The following is a 19,893-nucleotide window of genomic DNA, read 5'->3' on the forward strand; positions in this document are numbered from 1 at the left end:
CGGGTGACCGGGCCGAGGACGTGGTGGCAGGGCAAGAGCACTCCGGCGAAGGTCGAGACGTACACGCGGTGGTCGTTCCACTTCTTCGCGGTCATCGAGGCCGGGCTGTTCGGGCTGCCCCTGCTCGCCGTGGCGGGGATGCCCGCCCGAGGGGGCCTGCTCGCCCTGCTGTGCGCCCACGCCGCGCTGTGCGCGCTGACCGGGTCCCGCGCGCTGGACTGGGTGCGCGGCACCCGGGAACGGCCGGTGCGGCTGATGTGGGCGCTCGGGGCGGCCAGCGCGCTGCTGGCGAGCCTGTGCTTCGCCCTCGCCCGGCAGGTGTCCGGTGACGACGCCGAGACCGCGCTGGGCACGGCGGCCGGCGGGATCCTCGTCTTCGGCGTCGGCGGCATCACCCTCGGCCTGCGCGGCCGACGCCCCGCCGCCCTGCTGGTGACCGGGTTCTCGGCGGGCGTCGCCGCGGTCGCCGTGGCGTTCGGCGCGCCCCTCACCGGCGCGCTGGCCAGCGCGATCGCGACCCTCGCGGGCACCGGCTTCTTCGCCTTCACGTCCGTCTTCTCCGTCTGGCTGCTCAACGCCGTCTGGGAGCTCGACGCGGCCCGTGAGACCCGGGCACGGCTCGCCGTCGCCGAGGAGCGGCTGCGGTTCGGGCGCGACCTGCACGACGTCATCGGCCGCAACCTCGCGGTCATCGCCCTCAAGAGCGAGCTGGCCGTGCAGCTCGCCCGGCGGGGCCGGGAGGAGGCCGTCGCGCAGATGGTGGAGGTGCAGCGCATCGCGGCCGAGTCGCAGCGCGAGGTCCGCGATGTCGTACGCGGCTACCGCGAGGCCGACCTCGGGGTCGAACTCCTCGGTGCGCAGGGCGTCCTGAAGGCCGCCGGGATCGACTGCGAGGTGACGGGCGGGGCCGCGGGGCTGCCCGCCGAGGTGCAGTCGGCGCTCGGCTGGGTGGTCCGGGAGGCCACGACGAACGTCCTGCGGCACGGGGACGCCCGGCGGTGTTCGGTGGAGTTGGTGATGGCGCAGGGGTTCGTGGTGCTGACGGTGGAGAACGACGGCGCGGGGGCGTCGCAGACCGCGGCGCCCGCCGGCACCGGGCGCGGCGGCTCCGGACTCGCCGGGCTGCGGGAGCGGCTGCGGGCGGTCGACGGGACGCTGGAGGCGGGGTTCGTGGGGGACGGGAAGAGGGACGGCGACGGGGACCGGGACGGGGATCGGGACCGGGACGGGGTGTTCCGGGTGGTGGCGAGGGTGCCGGTGGCCGGGGACTCGGTGGCTGGGGACTCGACGGCCGGAGGCGGGGTGCCGGGGGTCGCGGACTCGGTGAGCGGAGGCGGGAAGCCGGTGGTCGTGGACTCGGCGAGCGGGGGCGGGGAGTCAGGGGTCCGCGTCGGGGTTCCGGGGGTCGGAGCCGGGGCTTTCGCGGGTGAGGCCGGGGGTTCGGTGGGCCGGACGGGGCGGCCGGTGCGTGAGGCCGGGGCGTCGGCGCGTCACGGCGAGGATCACGGGGCCGGGGCGGAGGGCTTCGCCGCCCGTGCGGAGGAGGCTTCCCGGGCCGTGGGGCGGGGGGTCGTGGCGTGAGTGTGCGGGTGCTGCTCGCGGATGACGAGCATCTGATCCGGGGGGCGCTGGCCGCGTTGCTCTCGCTGGAGGACGACCTGCTCGTCGTCGCGGAGGCGGCCACCGGACCGGAGGCGCTGGCGATGGCGCGGGCGCACGAGCCCGACGTGGCGGTGCTCGATCTCCAGATGCCGGGCGCCGACGGTGTGAAGGTCGCCACATCGCTGCGGACCGAGCTGCCGGGCTGCCGGGTGCTGATCGTGACCAGCCACGGCCGGCCGGGGCATCTGAAGCGGGCGCTCGCGGCGGGCGTGCGGGGGTTCGTCCCGAAGACGGTGAGCGCCCAGCGGCTCGCGGAGATCATCCGCACCGTGCACGCGGGAAACCGTTACGTCGACCCGGAGTTGGCCGCCGACGCCATCTCGGCCGGGGACTCGCCGCTGACCGCGCGCGAGGCCGAGGTGCTGGAGCTGGCCGCCGACGGGGCGCCGGTCGCGGAGATCGCCGAGCGGGCCGCGCTGTCCCAGGGGACCGTCCGGAACTATCTGTCGTCGGCCGTGTCGAAGCTCGGGGTGGAGAACCGTCATGCGGCGGTGCGTCTCGCACGCGAGCGAGGTTGGGTATAGTTGCTCTCGCGCCACGGCGCAACGCGGACGTAGCTCAGTTGGTAGAGCGCAACCTTGCCAAGGTTGAGGTCGCGAGTTCGAGCCTCGTCGTCCGCTCCACAGAGCAAAGGCCCCCGGTTTCCACCGGGGGCCTTTCGCGTTGCCTCGGATCTTGTCCCGGGAAGCCCTCGGGTGTCCCCGGATGCCCCCGGACGGGCCGGGGGCGGGCCGGGGCGGGGCCATGGCCGGCTCAGCTCCAGGGCGTGCCCGTCAGACGCTCGTACGCCTCCACGTACTTCGCCCGGGTCGCGTCCACCACCTGCTGCGGCAGTGCGGGCGGCGGCTGCTCGCTCTTGCGGTCCCAGCCCGACTCGGCGGAGGTCAGCCAGTCGCGCACGAACTGCTTGTCGTACGACGGCTGCGCGCGGCCCGGCTGCCACTGGTCGGCCGGCCAGAAGCGGGAGGAGTCCGGGGTCAGCACCTCGTCGGCGAGGACGAGGGCGTCGCCGTCGAAGCCGAACTCGAACTTGGTGTCGGCCAGGATGATCCCGCGGTCGCGGGCGATGTCACGGGCCCGCGCGTAGACGGCGAGGGTCAGCTGGCGCAGCCGGGCGGCGGTGTCGGCGCCGACCTGGCGGGCGACCTCCTCGTAGGAGACGTTCTCGTCGTGCTCGCCGACGGCGGCCTTGGTCGCCGGGGTGAAGATCGGGCCGGGCAGCTCGGAGCCGTCGGTGAGGCCTTCGGGGAGGGCGAGGCCGCAGACCGTACGGGACTCGTTGTACTCGGCGAGGCCGGAGCCGGTCAGGTAGCCGCGGGCCACGCACTCCACCGGGACCATCCGCAGCGACTTGCAGACCAGGGTGCGGCCGGCCCAGTCGGCGGGGGCGCCGGCGGGCAGCTCGGTGCTCAGGACGTGGTTGGGGGCGAGGTCGGCGAGCTGGTCGAACCACCACAGGGAGAGCTGGGTGAGGACCCGGCCCTTGTCGGGGATCTCGGTCGGCAGCACCCAGTCGTAGGCGGAGATGCGGTCGCTGGCGACCATCACGAGGTCGCCCGCCTCGTTCCGGTACAGGTCGCGCACCTTGCCGGTGTGCAGATGCACCAGGCCCGGAACCTGGATCGGCTCGGGCTTTTCAACGAATCCGGACACGGTTCCTCCCCGTGGTTCTGTCCAATGCCTCGATTGTCCCGTACGGGCACGGGCCGGCGGACAGCGGGTCAGTCACGTTTGCAGATGCGGTCCAGGAGGTTGGCGGTGGCGCGCTGGATACGGCGGTCCACGTGGCCCGGCCGGTCCAGCGCCGGGGACCAGGCGAAGGTTCCGGACGCGAAGACCCAGGCGCCGGAGGGGGCGCGGTAGAGGGAGGTCTCCTGGTGGCGGGTGACGCCCTCGGCGTCCCGGTACGGGGAGTGGGCGAGCAGGATGCGCTCGTCGTGGTCGGGGAGGGGGGCGCGCGGGAAGTAGCGGTCGGCCTCGCCCGCGACCAGGCCCTCGATGGCGTCGCCCTCGTGCGCGCCGGTCGCGTCCCACAGCCAGTGGCCGGCGTTGCGGACGATCAGCGGGTGGGGTTCGGGGACCGGGCCCGCGTACTGGATGCCGAGCAGTTCCTGCTCGGGGCGGTCGATCTCGCGCCACAGCACCGGTTTGCCGGGCCCCTGGCGTTTGCGGCAGGTGAGGAGGCGGTCGGGGCTGCCGGACGGGGAGGGGCCCAGCTCGACCTGCCAGTACACGGAGTTGGAGGACAGGAAGACCAGGGACGTGCCGTGGTCGCGGGCCGCCTCGGCGGCGCGGCGCATCTGCGGGGACCAGTACTCGTCGTGGCCCGGGAAGACCAGCCCCCGGTAGCGGGTGGGGTCGACGCGGCCGGCGTGCAGGTCGCGGGCGTCGGCGTAGGCGAGGTCGTAGCCGTAGCGCTCGGCCCAGCGGATGACGTCGTAGGCGTGGCCCACGTGCAGCGGGAGGCCCGCCCCGGCGTACGGGCGGTCGAAGGAGACGGTGGTCGCGGCGTCGTGCTCGCCGAGCAGGCGGCCGTCCTCGTCCCAGGCGTGGTAGAGGCTGGCGCCGGTGCGGCCGTCCTCCGGATAGAGGTTGTACGCCTGCCAGGTGACGTCCGGCAGCACCAGCAGCAGGTCGGCCGGGCGGTCGTCGCGGACGGTGAAGGGCACGTGGGAGCGGTAGCCGTCGGCGGTGGTCAGCACGGCCACGTAGGCGCCGGTGCTCCAGTGGTCCGGGACCTGCAGACGCCAGGAGAGCCACCAGTGGTGGCAGGAGACCGTACGGTCGACGACGAGCGGCGGGGACTGCACGATGCCGGACAGGCGCGGGCTCGTGGTGATCTTGGCGGCGCCGTCACCGGCGTAGTGGCCGATGCGGTAGACGTCGACGCTGAACTCCTGCGGCGGGTCCACGGTGATGTGGAAGTCCACGGCCTCGCCGGGGGCGACCGCGCCGGTGGAGGCGAAGCCCTTGATCTGGCGGTGCACGTCGTCGGCGGAGCGGATGGGGCCGGTCGAGCCGGCGCGCGGGGCGGGCACGCGGCTGCCGGGGCGGTGGCCGGCGCCGGTGCGCTCGGGGGCGTCCGGGTCGACGTACCAGGGGACGACCTGGCCGTCGTCGAAGTAGGTCTCGCTGCCGCGCAGCCAGGGGAGCGGGCCCTGGCCGAAGGGGTCCGTCACGGCGTGCGCCAGTGCTCCCGACTCCCAGCGGCGGATCTGGTCCGAGCCCATGGTGCGTGCTCCCCTCCCTTGGGCCCCCGTGTGTGTCGTGGTCGGTTCGGCGGTCCGGTGGTGCGGTGGTCAGGTCGTGCGGTGGTGCTGAGCTGCGTGGACGGGTCGTGCGGTGGTGCTGCTCTCGGGTCGTGCGGGTCCTGGGGTGGTGCGGTGGTGCGTTCGCGTGGGCCGCGGCCGGGTGGTCGCGGGACGGAAGTGGTGCTGGTGGCGCTGGTGCGGTGATGAGCTTGTCGTATGTCGCAAGCCCTTGCCACGCGCCTGTTCGGTCCCAGCACATCACATTGCGCACGGACTCCGTCACCGTTCGTTTCGAATTGACCGAAAGCGGAACAGAGGGCTCCGGGAGGGGAGGGCTCAGACGAGACGAACCGGCTTCTCGGGGCGTATGCCGATCTCGGTCAGCCAGGCGCGCAGGGGCGCCGGGTCGCCGTCCTCGATGAGGCTGAGGACCTTCGGGGCGAGGTCGGCCGCCCGCTCGCCCTTGATCAGGAGTGAAGGGCCGTCCAGCCAGTCCAGGCCGGGGGTGGCCCCCGCGGTGTCCATCGCCGCGCAGCAGACCATCGCCGTGATGTGGTCGGCCAGCAGCTCGCGCGGGGTGCGCGGCGGCTGGAGGGGGAAAAGGGGGAGGGCGGCGTCGTCCCAGAGCGGTGCGTCCGGGCTGGCGGCGGCCGGCTGGGCGGGGACGACGGGAAGAGCTGCTTCCTCCTCGCGGGTCAGCTCCTCGCTGAGACCGGCGGCGAGGGCGGTGCAGCGGGGGCTGGGCACGGGCTGCCCGTCGGCGTCCTCCACGCGGGTGGCGGTGTGCGACGCGTGGGCGGAGGCGCGGGCCGGGGCGGGGGTCTCCTCCGCGAGGTGGTCGAGGACGCGGGCCAGGGTGGGGCCCTGGGCGTCGGGGGCGGTGCGGCGGACGCCGAGGGTGTCCAGGACGCGGTGGAGGCGGGCCGCGTCGGTGCGCCATTTGCGGTCGACGACCTCCTCCGGATACTCCTGCCAGTCCACCGGACACCAGTCCGGACCCGGCTCGGCGGGGCCGCCGTGGAAGAGGCGGGCGGCGAGCAGCGAGGCGGCCTCGTCCACCGCGCCGGGCTCCTCCAGCAGGTCGCAGGCGGGGCGCTCGCCGAGCCGGGAGGCGAAGCCCTCGGCCAGCCGGTCGCGCCGGGACAGCTCGGTGAGGGCGGCCACGACGCCCGCGTCCAGCCGGGAGGGCCAGCGGCCCATCCGCCAGGCGGGCAGCGCGACCCGGGTCAGCAGCCGGTCCCAGCCCGCGTACGCCAGGCCGACCTGCTCCTGGGCGACGATCCGCAGCCCGTAGTCCACCGCCTGGGCGCGCTCGGCGGCGGCGGCCGCCACACCGCGCTCCATCTCGGCGGCGTGCTCGCGGCAGCCGCGCAGCAGCAGCCGGGCGAGCCAGGCGGCTCCGGCGCCGGGGAGCCGGGTCAGCGGGCCGCGGCCCGCGGCGGAGGTGACGGCCACCGCGGCGTCCAGACCGCGCACGAAGCGTCTGGCGGCCGCTATGTCCGGGTGGGCCGAGGGGCCCGTACCGGCGACGACGGGGGCGAGGACGGCGCGCAGTTCGCCCACGCGCATCCACCACAGGAACGGGGAGCCGATGACGAGGACCGGTGCGGTCGGTGTGCGGCGGGGACCGCCGTGACCGCCGTGACCCGCGTGATCGCCATTACCGCCGCGACCGAGCGGGCCGCCCCGACCGAGCGGCCCGCGCAGTCCGCGTGGGCCGCGCAGTCCGCGTGGGCCGCGGCGGGCGAGGCCCGGCGGGTGGCCGGGGTCTTCGCCGGGCGGGGGCGGGCCGTGGGCCGGGTGGGTGCGGTCCTCCAGCCAGCTGTCGCAGTCCGGGGTGAGCGCTATGGCCGAGGGGGCCGGGACGTCGAGCCGGTCGGCGAGGTCGCGCACCAGCCGGTACAGATCCGGGGCGGCCTCCTCGGCGATCGGGACCGTGGGGCTCACGGCCGGCCGGGCGCGGGCGACGACCAGCGCGAAGCCGGCTGCGGCGAGCAGCACGAGCAGCGCGAGGGCGCCGGTCGCCCAGCGGGCGGCGTCCCAGACCGGGCCCGTCAGGCGCCCGGTGGAGCCGCCGGCGAGCAGGATCACCGCGGCGGCGGCCGGCAGCAGGGCCACGGCCAGCGCCCGGCTGCGCACCCGCAGCACGGCCATGGCCCGGGCCCGCGCGGCCTTGGCCCCCACCTCCACACCGATGGCGGTCACGACCGGACCTCACCCCCTCCCGTCCTGGCTGCACTGGCTGTCCTGGTGTTGCTCACTCCCCCACTGTGGCACCCACCACTGACATCGCAATGCCGGTGGGCCAAGTGCCGGAACGCTTGCGCCGCACCCTAGTTGGGGGTTCGGCCCCCGTCAGCCGGAAAGCACATCGGTCACTCGATGGAATGGCTTTGGGGAAAGGTGGATGACGCAGAGCAAAGGTCAGGCCCCGGATTCCGTCGGGAGTCCGGGGCCTGGATCATGCCTGGTGGGCAGGGGTGCCGCGGGGTCCGCTACCGGCCCGCCGCCGCCTTCGCCGCGATGTCCGTGCGGTGCTGGGAGCCGTCGAGCCGGATGCGACCGACCGCCTGGTAGGCGCGCTCACGGGCCTCGGTGAGGTCCTTGCCGGTCGCGGTGACGGACAGCACCCGGCCGCCCGCGCTCACCACGGCGTCGCCGTCGCGCCGGGTGCCGGCGTGCAGCACGTACGCGTGCGGGGCGTCCTGCGCGGCGACCTCGTCCAGACCGGTGATCGGGTCGCCGGTGCGGGGGGTGCCGGGGTAGTTGTGCGAGGCGACGACCACGGTGACCGCGGCCTCGTCGCTCCAGCGCAGCGGCTCCAGGTCGGCGAGGTTGCCGGTGGCGGCGGCCATCAGCAGACCGGCCAGCGGGGTCCTCAGACGGGCCAGCACGACCTGGGTCTCCGGGTCGCCGAAGCGGGCGTTGAACTCGATCACCCGCACGCCCCGGCCGGTGATGGCCAGTCCGGCGTACAGCAGACCGGAGAACGGCGTGCCGCGGCGGCGCATCTCGTCGACCGTGGGCTGGAGCACGGTCTGCACGACCTCGTCCACCAGCTTGGGGTCGGCCCAGGGCAGCGGCGAGTACGCGCCCATGCCGCCCGTGTTGGGGCCCTCGTCGCCGTCCAGGGCCCGCTTGAAGTCCTGGGCGGGCTGGAGCGGGACGACCGTCTCGCCGTCCGTGACGGCGAAGAGGGAGACTTCCGGGCCGTCCAGGAACTCCTCGATGACCACCCGCTCGCAGGCCTGCGCGTGGGCGCGGGCCCGGTCGAGGTCGCCGGTGACGACGACGCCCTTGCCGGCGGCGAGACCGTCGTCCTTGACGACGTACGGCGCGCCGAAGGCGTCGAGGGCCTCCTCGATCTCCTCCGGGGTCGTGCAGACATACGAACAGGCCGTGGGCACGCCCGCCGCCGCCATCACGTCCTTGGCGAAGGCCTTGGAGCCCTCCAGCTGCGCGGCCTCCTTGGACGGGCCGAAGACCGGGATGCCCGCCTCGCGCACCGCGTCGGCCACGCCCGCGACCAGCGGGGCCTCGGGGCCGACGACGACCAGCTCGGCGCCGAGCCGCGTGGCCAGCGCGGCCACCGCCGCGCCGTCGAGGGCGTCGACCTGGTGCAGCTCGGCCACCTCCGCGATGCCGGCGTTGCCGGGCGCGCAGTGCAGCGCGGTGACGGCGGGGTCGAGGGACAGGGAACGGCACAGGGCGTGTTCGCGGGCGCCGCTACCGATGACGAGGACCTTCACGGGGTCAGCCTAACCGGAGCCCGGCGGGGCGGTTTGTGCGGGCGGCTGAAGGGATGGGGGCGGGGTGGTTGTGGGTTTCTCCAAGAGAGGGGGTGGGGAGGGGTGCGGGCAGGTGATACGGGGGGGGTGGGTGCGGGGAGGTTCACGGGCCAGGAGGGCCGTACGCGGCGCAGGCGGGGTGGCTCACAAGCCGGGCGGAGCCATACGCGCGGGCGAGGCGGGGCGGTTCACAGACCCGGCGGAGCGATACGCGGGGCCGGGCAGGGCGGTTCGCAGGCCCCGGCGGAGCCATGCGCGGGCAAGGCGGGGCACTTCTCGGGCCCGGCGGGGCCACACGCGGGGCGGGTGGCGTGATCCGCGAGGGCCGGGCGGCTAGGGGGTCGGGCAAGCGACGCGCAGGTGATCCGCGCGGGCCGGGACCGTCTCGGGCACCCGGGTCGCGCGGCCCACCGGATCACGGTTACTCGTTGGTGAACTCCTCGACCACCGTCGCTCCCAGCTCCCGCATGATCAGCTCCTGGCCGGAGAGGGCCGACTCGTCGAGGTCCGGGTCGTCGTCCTCGGGGATGTCGTCCTCGGGGGCGACCGGGACGGGGGCCGGGTCCCGGCTGGGCGGCGGGGGCACGGGGGCCGGGGCCGCGGTGGGCGTGGGAGCGGCGGGGGCGGCGGCCGAGGTCGCGGTGGCCTGCAGGGCGGGGGAAGCCGCGGAAGCCGGGGAGGCGGGCTGGGACGGGCGCTGCGCCGTCGCCGTACCACCGCCGCCGCCGTAACCACCGCCCGCTGCTGCGCCGTAACCGCCGGCGGTGGCACCGCCGTAGCCGCCGGAGGGCGCGCCGCCGGTGCCGGAGACGCCGCCTCCGCCGTAGCCGCCGCCGGGGCCGCCGCCCGAGGGTGCGGAGCCGCCGGACGGGTCGACGATCGCGTCGATCTTCCACTGCACGTTGAACTGCTCGGCCAGCGCCTGCCGCAGTACGTCCTCGCTGCCGCTGCTCGCGAAGTTGTCACGGGCGCCCGCGTTGACGAAGCCCAGCTGGAGGGTGGTGCCGTCGAAGCCGGTCACCTGGGCGTTCTGGCTGAGCAGGATCCAGGTGAAGCGGCGGCGGTTCTTCACCGCCTCCAGGATGTCCGGCCAGAGGGCACGCGGGTCGAGACCGCCGACCGGGGCGGCCTGGAGGGGGGCCGAGGGGGCGGCGGCGGACGGGGCGGGTGCCTGGGCGCCGGGCGCGCTCGGGGTGTGGGCCGCCGGGGGGCGGCCGGGCCCGCTGCCCGGGGCGGTGGCGGTGGGCCAGCCGCCGGGGCGGCGACCGGCACCGGCGCCGGCGGGTGTGGCGGTGGGCCAGGCGCCGGGGGCCGGGGCGGCGGGCGCGGCCGCCGGCTGGGCGGGTGCGGCGGCGGCCGGGGCCTCGGGCTGCGGTGCGCTGGGGGCGGGGGTGCCGGCGGGCGCGGGCGCGGGTGCCGGGGCGGCCTGGACGGGAGATGCGGGCTGAGCGGGGGCCGGAGCGGCGGCGGGAGCCGTGGGTGCGCCGGAGCCCCGTACGGCGGCGCGGGCCGCGGCGGCCCCGCCCCCCGGAGGAACCGCACCGGCGGCCCCGGCGGCGGCGTGGGCGTCCGGCCCCGGCGCGTACCCCATGGGAGGCGTGCCGGCGCCCGCCGAGAAGTTCACGCCGCGCTCCAGGCGGTCCAGGCGGGCCATGACGGACCGCTCGTCGCCGTACGCGGCGGGAAGCAGGACGCGGGCGCAGATCAGCTCCAGCTGCAGGCGCGGGGAGGTGGCGCCGCGCATCTCGGTCAGGCCCTCGTTGACGAGGTCGGCGGCGCGGCTCAGCTCGGCCGCGCCGAAGACGCCGGCCTGGGCCTGCATCCGCTCCAGGACGTCGGCGGGGGCGTCGATGAGCCCCTTCTCGACGGCGTCCGGCACGGCGGCGAGGATGACGAGGTCGCGCAGCCGCTCCAGCAGGTCGGCGACGAACCGGCGGGGGTCGTTGCCGCCCTCGATGACCCGGTCCACGACCTCGAAGGCGGCGGCGCCGTCACCGGTGGCGAAGGCCTCGACGACGGAGTCGAGGAGCGAGCCGTCGGTGTAGCCGAGGAGGGAGGTGGCCATGGCGTACGTCACACCCTCCTCCCCCGCGCCGGCGAGCAGCTGGTCCATGACGGACATCGAGTCACGCACGGACCCGCCGCCGGCCCGGACGACCAGGGGAAGGACGCCGTCCTCGACGGGGATGTCCTCCTTCCGGCACACCTCGGCGAGGTAGTCCCGGAGCGTGCCCGGCGGGACGAGCCGGAACGGGTAGTGGTGGGTCCGCGAGCGGATGGTCCCGATGACCTTCTCGGGCTCGGTCGTGGCGAAGATGAACTTGAGGTGCTCCGGCGGCTCCTCGACGACCTTCAGCAGGGCGTTGAAGCCGGCCGACGTGACCATGTGGGCCTCGTCGATGATGTAGATCTTGTACCGGCTGGAGGCGGGGCCGAAGAAGGCCTTCTCGCGCAGCTCACGGGCGTCGTCCACACCACCGTGGGAGGCTGCGTCGATCTCGATGACGTCGATCGAACCCGGCCCGTTCCTGGCCAGGTCGCGGCACGACTGGCACTCCCCGCAGGGGGTGGGAGTGGGACCCTGCTCACAGTTCAGACAGCGGGCGAGGATGCGTGCGCTGGTGGTCTTGCCGCAGCCACGCGGACCGCTGAACAGGTACGCGTGATTGACCCGGTTGTTCCGCAGCGCCTGCTGCAACGGGTCGGTGACATGCTCCTGCCCGATGACCTCGGCGAACGACTCCGGGCGATAGCGGCGGTACAGCGCGAGAGACGACACGCATACGAGGTTATAGGCGCCCACTGACAACCGGATCCGCCCCGAGATCGCCGACAGCGGGCTCGGGAGATCGCCGGCACCGGCCTCAAAGATCACCGGCAGTGCTCTCGCGAGATCGCCGATCACGGCCGCAACACGCCCGGCAACGCAAGCGCCCCCCACGCACCCGCCAGAGCCGACCTACCCTTGCTGCCTTCCGGCCCTGGGGGAGTTCAGTCAGATAGCGCCGCGTGAGGGGCTGCGCCCAGGCTACCTGATCCCGGGGGCGGGGAACGAGTTCGCGAGCACCCTTCTCGGTCATGTAATGTTTCCGGCGGAGGATTCGCCTAGAGGCCTAGGGCGCACGCTTGGAAAGCGTGTTGGGGGCAACCCCTCACGAGTTCGAATCTCGTATCCTCCGCCTCCGCCCGCCAGGGCAGTCGAGGGCCCCGACCGGTTCGCCGGTCGGGGCCCTCGTCGTGTGGCGTCTCACAGGTCGGCCTCGGCGCTCCCGCCCGTCTGGGCGCGCCGGTCGCGGCGTCGGGGGCGAGGGCGGTCGGAGACCCAGAAGGCCCGGGACATGACCTTCTGCTCGTGCTTGGTCCGCTCCCGCGTCAGGTGGTCCTTGAACTGCCGCCCATGGGCCTTCAGGGCCTCGGTGACGAGCAGGTCGGCGAGTGCGCCGAGACCCGCCGCCTGCAGGGCTCCGACCAGGGCCGCCTGATCGGCGCAGGAGCGGGCGCGGACCATGTGGTGAAGGATCCGTCGCTGCACGCGCTCCGCGCGCGGACCCACGCCGCTCGTCGAGCCGAGCCGCTTGACCAGCAGGGCCACGTCGACCACCGGACCATGGAGGTACCTGTCGGTGATCACCGCGTCGAGCTGGCTCGTCAGCGAGGCCGACTCCAGGGCCAGCATCAGGTGGGCCAGGGTCGGCACCTCCATGGTGCTCGCGTGCCGGCACAGGACGTCCCGGCCGGCACAGCGCGAACCGGCTTCGGCCAGGGCGGCGAGGAAGAGGCCCGCCTGTCCCGCCAGCTCGTCGTGGACCGCGCACCGGAAGACCGCCTCGGCGGGCGCGTCCAGCCCGTGGTGCTCCAGCCAGGTCAGCAGTGCGGCGCACTCGGCCGGCGTGAGGATCCTGGCCGCGGTCCGCATGACCGACTCCAGGCCCGGTGCCATACCGCCCAGCAGGTCCAGCAGCTGCTCGATCTGGTCCACCGGTCGCGACCGCACGGTCAGGACCAGCAGGTTCGCCGCGAACTGATGGCGTCCCGCCATGTGCAGCTCGCTGATCAGGACGGCGACGTCGTCGACGGGACGGCACCTCCCCGCGCGGGACAGCACCGACCAGGCCCGTCCGTCCCGCAGGGCCTGGACGAGCGGGATGAGATGGCCGATGCTGCGGTCCTGGGTCAGGGCGAAGACCGTCTCGGCGTCCCGCTCCAGGCCGTGGTGGCTCAGCGCGCGCAGGAACTCGGCCACGTCGGACGCGGACCGCCCGGCCGCCACCGCCCGCTGCAGGACGTCCGCGTACCGGGACAGCCGCACCTCGCGCAGGGTGAGGCGCAGCGTCACCAGGTCGGGCACCGGTCGCTGGGCGGCTGCCGCCGACATCGCGGTGACCACCGCGCCGTCGAGTTCGCCGCCCGCCAGGGTGAGGGTCACGGACACCAGGTCGGGCACCGAACGGACCACGGCCGCCGCACCCAGCAGACCCTCCGCGTGCTCCGGGAGCCCGGCCCGGTGCAGCGCGAGGGCGAAGTCGGCCAGGTCCTCGGGCTGGTGGAACCGCACCGACGCCTGGACCAGGATCACCACGTATTCCTCCAGGCCGTCCCGGAACAGTTCCCGGGCCAGGGCACTGGTGTCGTCGACCGAGCGGACCATCAGCAGGGCGGGCAGCGCGGTCTGGGCGTGCGTGTCGAAGCCCGCCCGCCGCAGCGCGGACAGGAGCCCCGCCACCTCCTCGACGGTGCGCGACTGGCCGGCCGACCGCACGAGCTCGCTCGCCATGGCCTTCCGGGTACGCAGTTCCAGATCCCCGACGGCCCGCACCAGCTCGGGCACCGAGGACCTGCGGTCGGCCTCCTCCAGCATCGCCACGATGGAGGGGCGCTCGTCGTCGTCCTGCTCGCCCCCGCCCAGTGCCTGAAGGGTCTCGAGCCTGCTCTCCAGCCGGTGGCACCGGTCCTCGGCGGCGATCAGTTCCGCGCGGGTGACCGCCAGTGCCTCCTGCAGGTAGATGACCTGTTCCTGCAGGTCACCGCTTTCCTCCTGAAGCCGCGCGTACTCGCCCCGCCACAGCTCCACCTCGCCCCGGTGGGCGAGCCGCTGCTCCTCCAGCTGCGCCTCCAGGTTCCGGCACCGGCCCCGTACCTTCGCCAGGCGGCCCTCCCGGTCCAGCAGCGCCTCCTGCAGGGCGCGCTGCCGGGTCGTGATGCGGCGGGTCTCCTCGTCGGCCTCGGCCAGCCTGTCCTGGAGGGCCTGCATCTCACTGCTGTGCCGGTTGCTCTTCAGCGCCGCCCGGTGCAGCTCCCACAGAGCCGCCTGCGCCTCGGGGGTGAGGGGGGCCCGGGCCTTCTCGACTTCCTCGATGATCCTGGTGACGAAGTCCCAGGGCGGGACCCGCTCGCCGTTGAGGTAGCGGGTCACCGAGCTGGGATCGATGAACTGCCGTGCCGCGAAGCGCCGCACGCCGATCCCGAGCACGAGGAAGAGCTGGCGCAGATGCTGCGCCAGCGCCCGCTTCTCCGGGGGCAAGCCGTCCTTCAGCGGGGCCAGCCTCACCGGCCGGGCCGGGGCGGCCGTGGCCACCTCGCCAGGGGTGGGCGCCTGTCCGTCGTACATCCGGCCAGTATCGCCGCGGTCCAACTCGCCTGTGGTGGCAATGGTGTTGCCGTCCGGAACGGCAACACCCCCGAGTGCTGCCACTGCGAACGGCAACACGCGCGGCGCCCTTCGACGCCTTGCCTGCCGTCCGCGTGGGCAACGATCGGTCCCACGGTGCACACGCCGATGCGAACGGGAGGAAAACCATGACCATGACCGACGACGCCAGGACCGACGACGCCGGGCGGCCGCCTGCCGCGCGATCCGCCTTCTGGCACCGTCTCGCCCGTCAGGCGGCTCTCGGCGCCGCCGGTGCGGTCGGTTCAGGGGTGGTGACCCTGCTGGTGTGGTGGCTGCGGGGCGGCTAGGGCGAGACACCCCCAGGACACGCGGTCACGGGATGAGCCGTTGTTCCTTCGCCGTGGCGACCGCCGCCGCGCGGGTGGTGACGCCGAGTTTGTCGTAGATGCGGCGGAGGTGGGTTTTGACGGTGGCCTCGCTGATGTAGAGGGTGCGGGCGATGTCGCGGTTGGTGAGGCCCTGGACGAGGTGGCCGAGGATGTCGCGTTCGCGGGGGGTGAGGGTGGGGCGGGGGGTGCGCAGGTGGGACATGACGCGGGTGGCGACGGGGGGCGAGAGGGCGGTGCGGCCCTGGGCGGCGGCGTGGATGGCGGTGAAGAGTTCCTCGGGGCGTTCCGCCTTGAGGAGGTAGCCGGTGGCGCCGGCCTCGATGGCGCGGGTGATGTCGGCGTCGGTGTCGTAGGTGGTGAGGACCAGGACGTGGGGCGCGCGGGTGCCCTCGTCGGCCGTGCGCAGGATGCGGCGGGTGGTTTCCACGCCGTCCATTCCCTCGCCCAGCTGGAGGTCCATCAGGACGACGTCCGGGGTGAGCTTGCGGGTGAGCGCGATCGCCTCCTCGCCCGTCGCCGCCTCGCCCGCCACCTCGATGTCCGGGGCGCTCGACAGCAGGGCGCGCAGGCCCGCGCGGACCACCGCGTGGTCGTCGCAGAGGAGGATCCGTACGGTCATCGCGGCTCCGGGGGTGGGGTCGCGGACAGGGGGATCGCCGCCGACAGGACCGTGCCCTCGCCGGGCGCCGACTCGATCGTCAGGGTGCCGCCCAGCCGGCGCAGGCGGGCGCGGATCGCGGGCAGGCCGTGGCCCCGGCCGGAACCCTGGGGCGCGGGCGTCCGCGGGTCGAAGCCGCGGCCGTCGTCCGCGACGTCGAGGACGATCTGGTCGTCCAGGCAGGTCAGGGTGAGGGTCGCCGTGGTCGCCGCCGCGTGTTCCCGTACGTTGGCGAGCGCGCCCTGCGCGATGCGCAGGACGGCCGACTCGACCAGGGCGGGCAGCGGGGCCGTGGGGGTGCCCTCCGTGTGCAGGCGGACCGCGAGGCCGGCGTCCGACTCGCGCTCCGCGAGCGCCGCCAGGGCCTGTCGGAGTCCGGCTCCGCCCGCCAGGTCCGCCGGAGCGAGGTCGTGGACGAAGCGGCGGGCCTCCGCGAGGTTGCGTTCGGCGACCGAGGCGGCCGTACGGACGTGGGCGCGGGCCGCGGCCGGGTCGGTCTCCCAGACGCGGTCGGCCGCCTGGAGCAGCATCCGCTGGCTGGACAGGCCCTGGGCGACGGTGTCGTGGATCTCCCGGGCGAGGCGTTCGCGTTCGGCCAGCATGCCCTCGCGGCGCTCGGTGGCGGCGAGGACGCGGCGGGTGCGGACCAGGTCGTCGATGAGGGCACGCCGGCGGGCCGACTGGCGTTCCATCGTGACGAAGACGGCGGTGGTGATCGCGGCCACGGCCGGGGGCGCGAGCAGCACGTTCGGGTCGGGCCAGCCCGCCAGCCGGAGCTGGGCGGCCACCACCAGCGCGGTGAGCACGGCGACCAGGGTGACGGCGGCGCGCGGCGGGAGGGTGCGCAGGCCGGTGTAGAAGAGCGGGACCGCGCACCAGGCGAAGCTCGGGGCGAGGGCCACCAGCGCCGCCCACGCGGCCACGACCGCGCCCAGCCAGATCATCCGCCGCGCGGTGAGCCGGGCGCCGAGCACCGGGCCGAGCACGTACAGCGCCGCCAGCAGCACCGAGAGGGCGATGATCCACGGGGTGCGCGGCTCGGGGCCGTGGCGGGCGAGGTAGCGGGCCAGGGAGGCGCCGAGCAGGACGAAGAAGGCGGTGTGCATGACGACCGTGAGGGTCGTGCGGTCGTCCGGTTCGAGCGTTCGCGCGTCGTCCGGTTCGAGCGTTCGGGCGTCGTCGTCCGTCGCGTGCGCCATGCCTTCCCGCCTCCCTTCTCCTCCGCGCTGAGCTGGGCAAACACCTCCATTGTCGGGCTTGGGCGGCCGTCGTGGGTCAGCCGTTCGGATGACGCCGTTCCGGCTGTCGAGCGGTACGGGTCAGCCGATGCGGACCGTCCGCGCCACCGTCACCTGGTCGAACTCCGACACCCGCACCGTCGCCTTCATGCGCCAGCTGCCCGGCACCGGCAGGTCGAGGGTGTCGGTGGCCCAGTAGCCGCCGCGGTCGGCGAGTCCGGCGTCGATCGGGCCGATGTCCTGTCCGGGGTGGGTGAAGGCGAGGCGGATCTCGGGGACGCTGACGAGGCCGCCGTCGGGGGCGAAGGCCACGGCCTGGACGGAGTTCTCGCCGGTGCGGGCCGGGTCGAGGGTGATCTGGACGGTGCCGCGTCCGCCGGGGGTGCCCACGTCGAAGGGCACGGTCGTGGTGGTCGTGGGCGGCAGCACGGTCGCCGGTCCGGCCGCCGCCGCCTCGGCCGCGGCGCGGCCCGGCAGCGTGCCGGTCAGCAGGGTCGTCAACGCCAGGACGACCACGGCGACGGCCAGTTCGGCGAGGACCGAGCGACGCAGGCGACGCCGGTCCGGGTACGGGGGTGAGGGCAGGGGCGGGGGCGGCGACGAGGGCGAGGGTGAGTGCTCGGCAGGGCCTCCGTCCGGGTGCGCGGGCGCGGGCTCCCCGCCCCCGCCTCCTTCCGCCTCCCCCGCCGACGGCCCCCCGACCCGTTCCAGTGCCCTCTCCGGTACGGCCGTGGCCTCCCCGGGCGCCGGCGCGCTGGACGTCGCCTCGCCGGGCGTCGCCTCCCCGGACGCCGGCTCCCGCACCAGCCCCCGTGACACCCACGCCGCCCCCAGCAGCAGCACCACCGCCGCCGTCTTGGCGGCCAGGAGCCGGCCGTACGTCGTCTGGGTGAGCGCGTCGAGGGAGCCGAGGCCGCGCCAGGACTGGTAGACGCCGGTGACGACGAGGACGGTGACGGAGGCGAGGGCGAGGCAGGAGTAGCGGTGGACGGTGGCCGTGGGGAGGCCGCCGCGGCGCAGGCAGGTCAGCAGTGCGGCGAGGCCGCCCAGCCAGGCCGACATCGCCAGCAGGTGCAGCACCGAGGACACCATCGCCACCGGCACCTGGATCCCGGCGGACGCGTGTTCGGCGGCGGCCCAGGTGAGGGCCAGGCCCACGGCGAGCAGCGCCCGCACGGCCGGTGTACGCCGCCCGGGGAGCCGTACGGCGAGCAGGAGCAGGGCCACGCGGGCCAGCAGGGCGATACCGGGGCGGGTGGTCGCGGTGCGGGTCAGGCCGTCGGGGTCGAACGCCGTCCACGGGGCCGCGCCCGTCTCGTAGGGGGCGCGCAGCAGGAACAGGGCGAGGGTGGCCGCGAGCAGCGTCCACCAGCCGGTGACCAGCAGCCGGCGCAGGGGGGCGGGGTCGGGCGGGCGGCAGAGGGCCGTGAAGGCGGCGGTGCCGAGGAGGAGGGCGACGGCCAGGTAGGCGAGGTGGCGGGCCAGGAGGTGCAGGGCCTTGGTCGCCGGGTGCTCGGGCGGGCCGGTGTCCGCGGCGGCCGTCGTACGGCTGGGCTTGCCGATGGAGAAGCTGAACGCGCCGGAGACGGGGTGGCTGTCGGCGGAGACCACCCGCCAGGCCACCGTGTAGGTGCCGGTGCGCAGGTGGTCGGGCAGGCGGACGCGGACCGTGTCGTCGCCGTCGGGCGCGTGCCGGGCCTCGCCGACGCGGACGCGCCGGTTGTCGGGGCCGAGCAGGCGTACCGACCCGTCGAGCAGGCCGACCGACTCGGTGAAGGAGAGGGTGAGCTGCCGGGGCGCGGACTTCAGGACGGCGCCGTCGCGGGGGTCGGTGGCGGCCAGCGCGGCGTGCGCGGCGGCGGGGGCGGCGGAGCCGAGGAGGACCAGCAGGGTCAGCAGTGCCACCAGCAGCGCCGGCCGGCGCGGTCGTCCGCCCTCGTGCATCGGATCCGTACACCTCCGTACTCGGCCGGGGAGAGCCGTTCAGGGGTCATACGGACGGCGCGGTCCGGGTGTTCAGCCGCTCACCAGGTCGGCCGCGCCGTCACGCCGCCGTCCACGACCAGGTCGTGACCCGTGATCCAGGACGCGAGCGGGGAGGCGAGGAACGCGCAGGCGTCGCCGATGTCCTCGGGCCGGCCCAGGCGGCCGAGCGGGGCCGCGCGCCGCCAGCGGTCCACGCCGTCCGGCCAGTCCCGCGCCAGTCCCTCGCGGTCGACGAGGCCGGGCGAGACGGTGTTCACGCGGATGCCGAGGGGGCCGTACTCCAGGGCCGCCGCGCGGGCGTGCATCACCACGGCCGCCTTGGCGGCGCTGTAGTGGGCGTGGCCCGGGGCGGGCGCGCTCGCCTCGACGGACGCGATGTGGGTCACCGAGCCGCCGCTCTCCCCCATGACCTCGACGGCCGCCTGGGTGCAGGCGAACACGCTGCCCAGGTTGGTGTCGACGACCGCCCGCCACTCCTCGGCCGTCATCCCGGCCAGCTCGCGCACCGGCTGCACGCCCGCGTTGTTGACCAGCGCGGTGAGCCGTCCGCCGCCCCACGCGGCGGCCTCGCGCACGATCCGCCGGCACGCGGCCGGGTCGGTGAGGTCGCCGCGTACGACCGTGGCCCGGCCGCCCGCGTCCTGGATGCGGTCCGCCACGGCACGCGCCTCCCGCACCGCCGTACGGCAGTGCACGGCGACCGCCGCGCCGTGCTGGGCGAACCGCAGCGCGATGCCCCGGCCGATGCCCCTGCCCGCGCCGGTGACGAGGGCGGTCTGTCCCGCCAGGAGTCCCGGGGAAGGCGTCGTCATGGGCGGCACAGTGCCATGATCCGCGCGGCCTCGGCCGGATAGCGCGCCGTGAGGTCTCCCGCGTCGCCGTGCTCGTAGTCGGCGTAGGTGAAGCCGGGCGCCAGGGTGCAGCCGAAGAACGTCCAGGAGCCGCCCTCGGCGACCCGGCCGCCCATCCAGGTGCCCGCGGGGACGGTGAGCTGGACCTGCTGGCCGCCGAGGACGTCGGGGCCCAGTACGGCGGTGCGGGCGGTGCCGTCGGGGGCGAGCAGGAGCAGTTCGAGCGGGTCGCCGAGGTAGAAGTGCCAGATCTCGTCGGTGGGGAGGCGGTGCAGGGCGGAGTGGTCGTCGCGGGTGAGCAGGGCGACGATCGCGCTGCCCTCGGGGCGGCCGTCCGGGCGCTCGGGGCCGGCCCAGGTCCGCCGGAACAGGCCGCCCTCGCGCGGAATCGGCTCGAGTCCGTAGTGCGCGATGAGCTCTTCTGGCGTCACGCCGCGAAGGCTACCCCCAGGGTCTCGC

General features: G+C 75.1%; 13 protein-coding genes, 2 tRNA genes, 1 other RNA gene and 1 pseudogene. 5 read left to right on the top strand and 12 right to left on the bottom strand.

The genetic code is table 11. From position 1 onward, the window contains the following. Nucleotides 1-3: 3 nt before the first annotated feature. The 3 genes and pseudogenes from G7Z13_RS16825 to G7Z13_RS16835 form a co-directional block, all read left to right on the top strand. Nucleotides 4-1,176 (top strand): annotated as a pseudogene (locus tag G7Z13_RS16825) (histidine kinase); the annotation flags it as partial. 401 nt (nucleotides 1,177-1,577) lie between these two features. Continuing rightward, complete coding sequence (locus tag G7Z13_RS16830) at nucleotides 1,578-2,186, top strand: response regulator transcription factor (RefSeq protein ID WP_166000224.1); 609 nt, start codon at nucleotides 1,578-1,580, stop codon at nucleotides 2,184-2,186. 23 nt (nucleotides 2,187-2,209) lie between these two features. After that, a tRNA-Gly gene (locus tag G7Z13_RS16835) sits at nucleotides 2,210-2,285 on the top strand. Nucleotides 2,286-2,415: 130 nt separating this feature from the next. On the opposite strand, the gene G7Z13_RS16840 is transcribed toward G7Z13_RS16835, so the two are convergent. From G7Z13_RS16840 to ffs, 6 genes are all read right to left on the bottom strand, one after another. Continuing rightward, on the bottom strand, nucleotides 2,416-3,315 hold the full coding sequence (locus G7Z13_RS16840; RefSeq protein ID WP_166000226.1) for a phosphoribosylaminoimidazolesuccinocarboxamide synthase: 900 nt from the start codon (nucleotides 3,313-3,315) through the stop codon (nucleotides 2,416-2,418). 68 nt (nucleotides 3,316-3,383) lie between these two features. Then, the gene (locus tag G7Z13_RS16845; protein WP_166000227.1) at nucleotides 3,384-4,892 is read right to left on the bottom strand and encodes a N,N-dimethylformamidase beta subunit family domain-containing protein; all 1,509 of its coding nucleotides are present in this window, start codon (nucleotides 4,890-4,892) and stop codon (nucleotides 3,384-3,386) included. 357 nt (nucleotides 4,893-5,249) lie between these two features. Continuing rightward, on the bottom strand, nucleotides 5,250-7,118 hold the full coding sequence (locus G7Z13_RS16850) for a hypothetical protein (protein ID WP_166000229.1): 1,869 nt from the start codon (nucleotides 7,116-7,118) through the stop codon (nucleotides 5,250-5,252). Nucleotides 7,119-7,408: 290 nt separating this feature from the next. Next, entirely contained in the window at nucleotides 7,409-8,662 is a 1,254-nt protein-coding gene (gene purD / locus G7Z13_RS16855; protein WP_166000231.1) for a phosphoribosylamine--glycine ligase, read from the bottom strand. A 460-nt stretch (nucleotides 8,663-9,122) separates the two neighbouring features. Next, a complete protein-coding gene (locus G7Z13_RS16860; protein ID WP_166000233.1) occupies nucleotides 9,123-11,480 on the bottom strand; it encodes a DNA polymerase III subunit gamma and tau in 2,358 nt (785 codons plus the stop codon). Between the two features lie 144 nt (nucleotides 11,481-11,624). After that, nucleotides 11,625-11,723: signal recognition particle sRNA small type (gene ffs, locus G7Z13_RS16865), an RNA gene on the bottom strand. A gap of 72 nt (nucleotides 11,724-11,795) precedes the next feature. Here ffs and G7Z13_RS16870 point away from each other — a divergent pair. After that, nucleotides 11,796-11,880, top strand: a tRNA-Ser gene (locus G7Z13_RS16870). A gap of 68 nt (nucleotides 11,881-11,948) precedes the next feature. Here G7Z13_RS16870 and G7Z13_RS16875 read toward each other — a convergent pair. Next, nucleotides 11,949-14,309 (bottom strand): ATP/GTP-binding protein, encoded by a 2,361-nt coding sequence (locus tag G7Z13_RS16875; protein WP_166000235.1) that lies wholly within the window; start codon nucleotides 14,307-14,309, stop codon nucleotides 11,949-11,951. Between the two features lie 188 nt (nucleotides 14,310-14,497). On the opposite strand from G7Z13_RS16875, the gene G7Z13_RS16880 reads away from it, so the two are divergent. Next, nucleotides 14,498-14,659, top strand: coding sequence for a hypothetical protein (locus tag G7Z13_RS16880; RefSeq protein ID WP_166000237.1), 162 nt, complete (start codon nucleotides 14,498-14,500; stop codon nucleotides 14,657-14,659). A 25-nt stretch (nucleotides 14,660-14,684) separates the two neighbouring features. Here the strand turns inward: G7Z13_RS16880 and G7Z13_RS16885 are convergent, their stop codons facing one another. The 5 genes from G7Z13_RS16885 to G7Z13_RS16905 all read right to left on the bottom strand — a co-directional run bounded on the left by G7Z13_RS16885 (nucleotide 14,685) and on the right by G7Z13_RS16905 (nucleotide 19,865). Beyond that, entirely contained in the window at nucleotides 14,685-15,320 is a 636-nt protein-coding gene (locus G7Z13_RS16885; protein WP_166000239.1) for a response regulator transcription factor, read from the bottom strand. Next, nucleotides 15,317-16,465, bottom strand: a complete 1,149-nt coding sequence (locus G7Z13_RS16890) for a sensor histidine kinase (RefSeq protein ID WP_240926499.1) — start codon at nucleotides 16,463-16,465, stop codon at nucleotides 15,317-15,319. Before G7Z13_RS16890 ends, G7Z13_RS16885 begins: the two co-directional genes overlap by 4 nt. Nucleotides 16,466-16,678: 213 nt before the next feature. Next, a complete protein-coding gene (locus tag G7Z13_RS16895; RefSeq protein WP_240926240.1) occupies nucleotides 16,679-18,541 on the bottom strand; it encodes a copper resistance protein CopC in 1,863 nt (620 codons plus the stop codon). A gap of 80 nt (nucleotides 18,542-18,621) precedes the next feature. Then, a complete protein-coding gene (locus tag G7Z13_RS16900; RefSeq protein ID WP_166000242.1) occupies nucleotides 18,622-19,395 on the bottom strand; it encodes a glucose 1-dehydrogenase in 774 nt (257 codons plus the stop codon). Then, nucleotides 19,392-19,865, bottom strand: a complete 474-nt coding sequence (locus G7Z13_RS16905) for a cupin domain-containing protein (RefSeq protein WP_166000244.1) — start codon at nucleotides 19,863-19,865, stop codon at nucleotides 19,392-19,394. Before G7Z13_RS16905 ends, G7Z13_RS16900 begins: the two co-directional genes overlap by 4 nt. Between the last annotated feature and the right edge of the window lie 28 nt (nucleotides 19,866-19,893).

Origin of the sequence: Streptomyces sp. JB150 (assembly GCF_011193355.1) — a bacterium.
Lineage (GTDB): Bacteria > Actinomycetota > Actinomycetes > Streptomycetales > Streptomycetaceae > Streptomyces.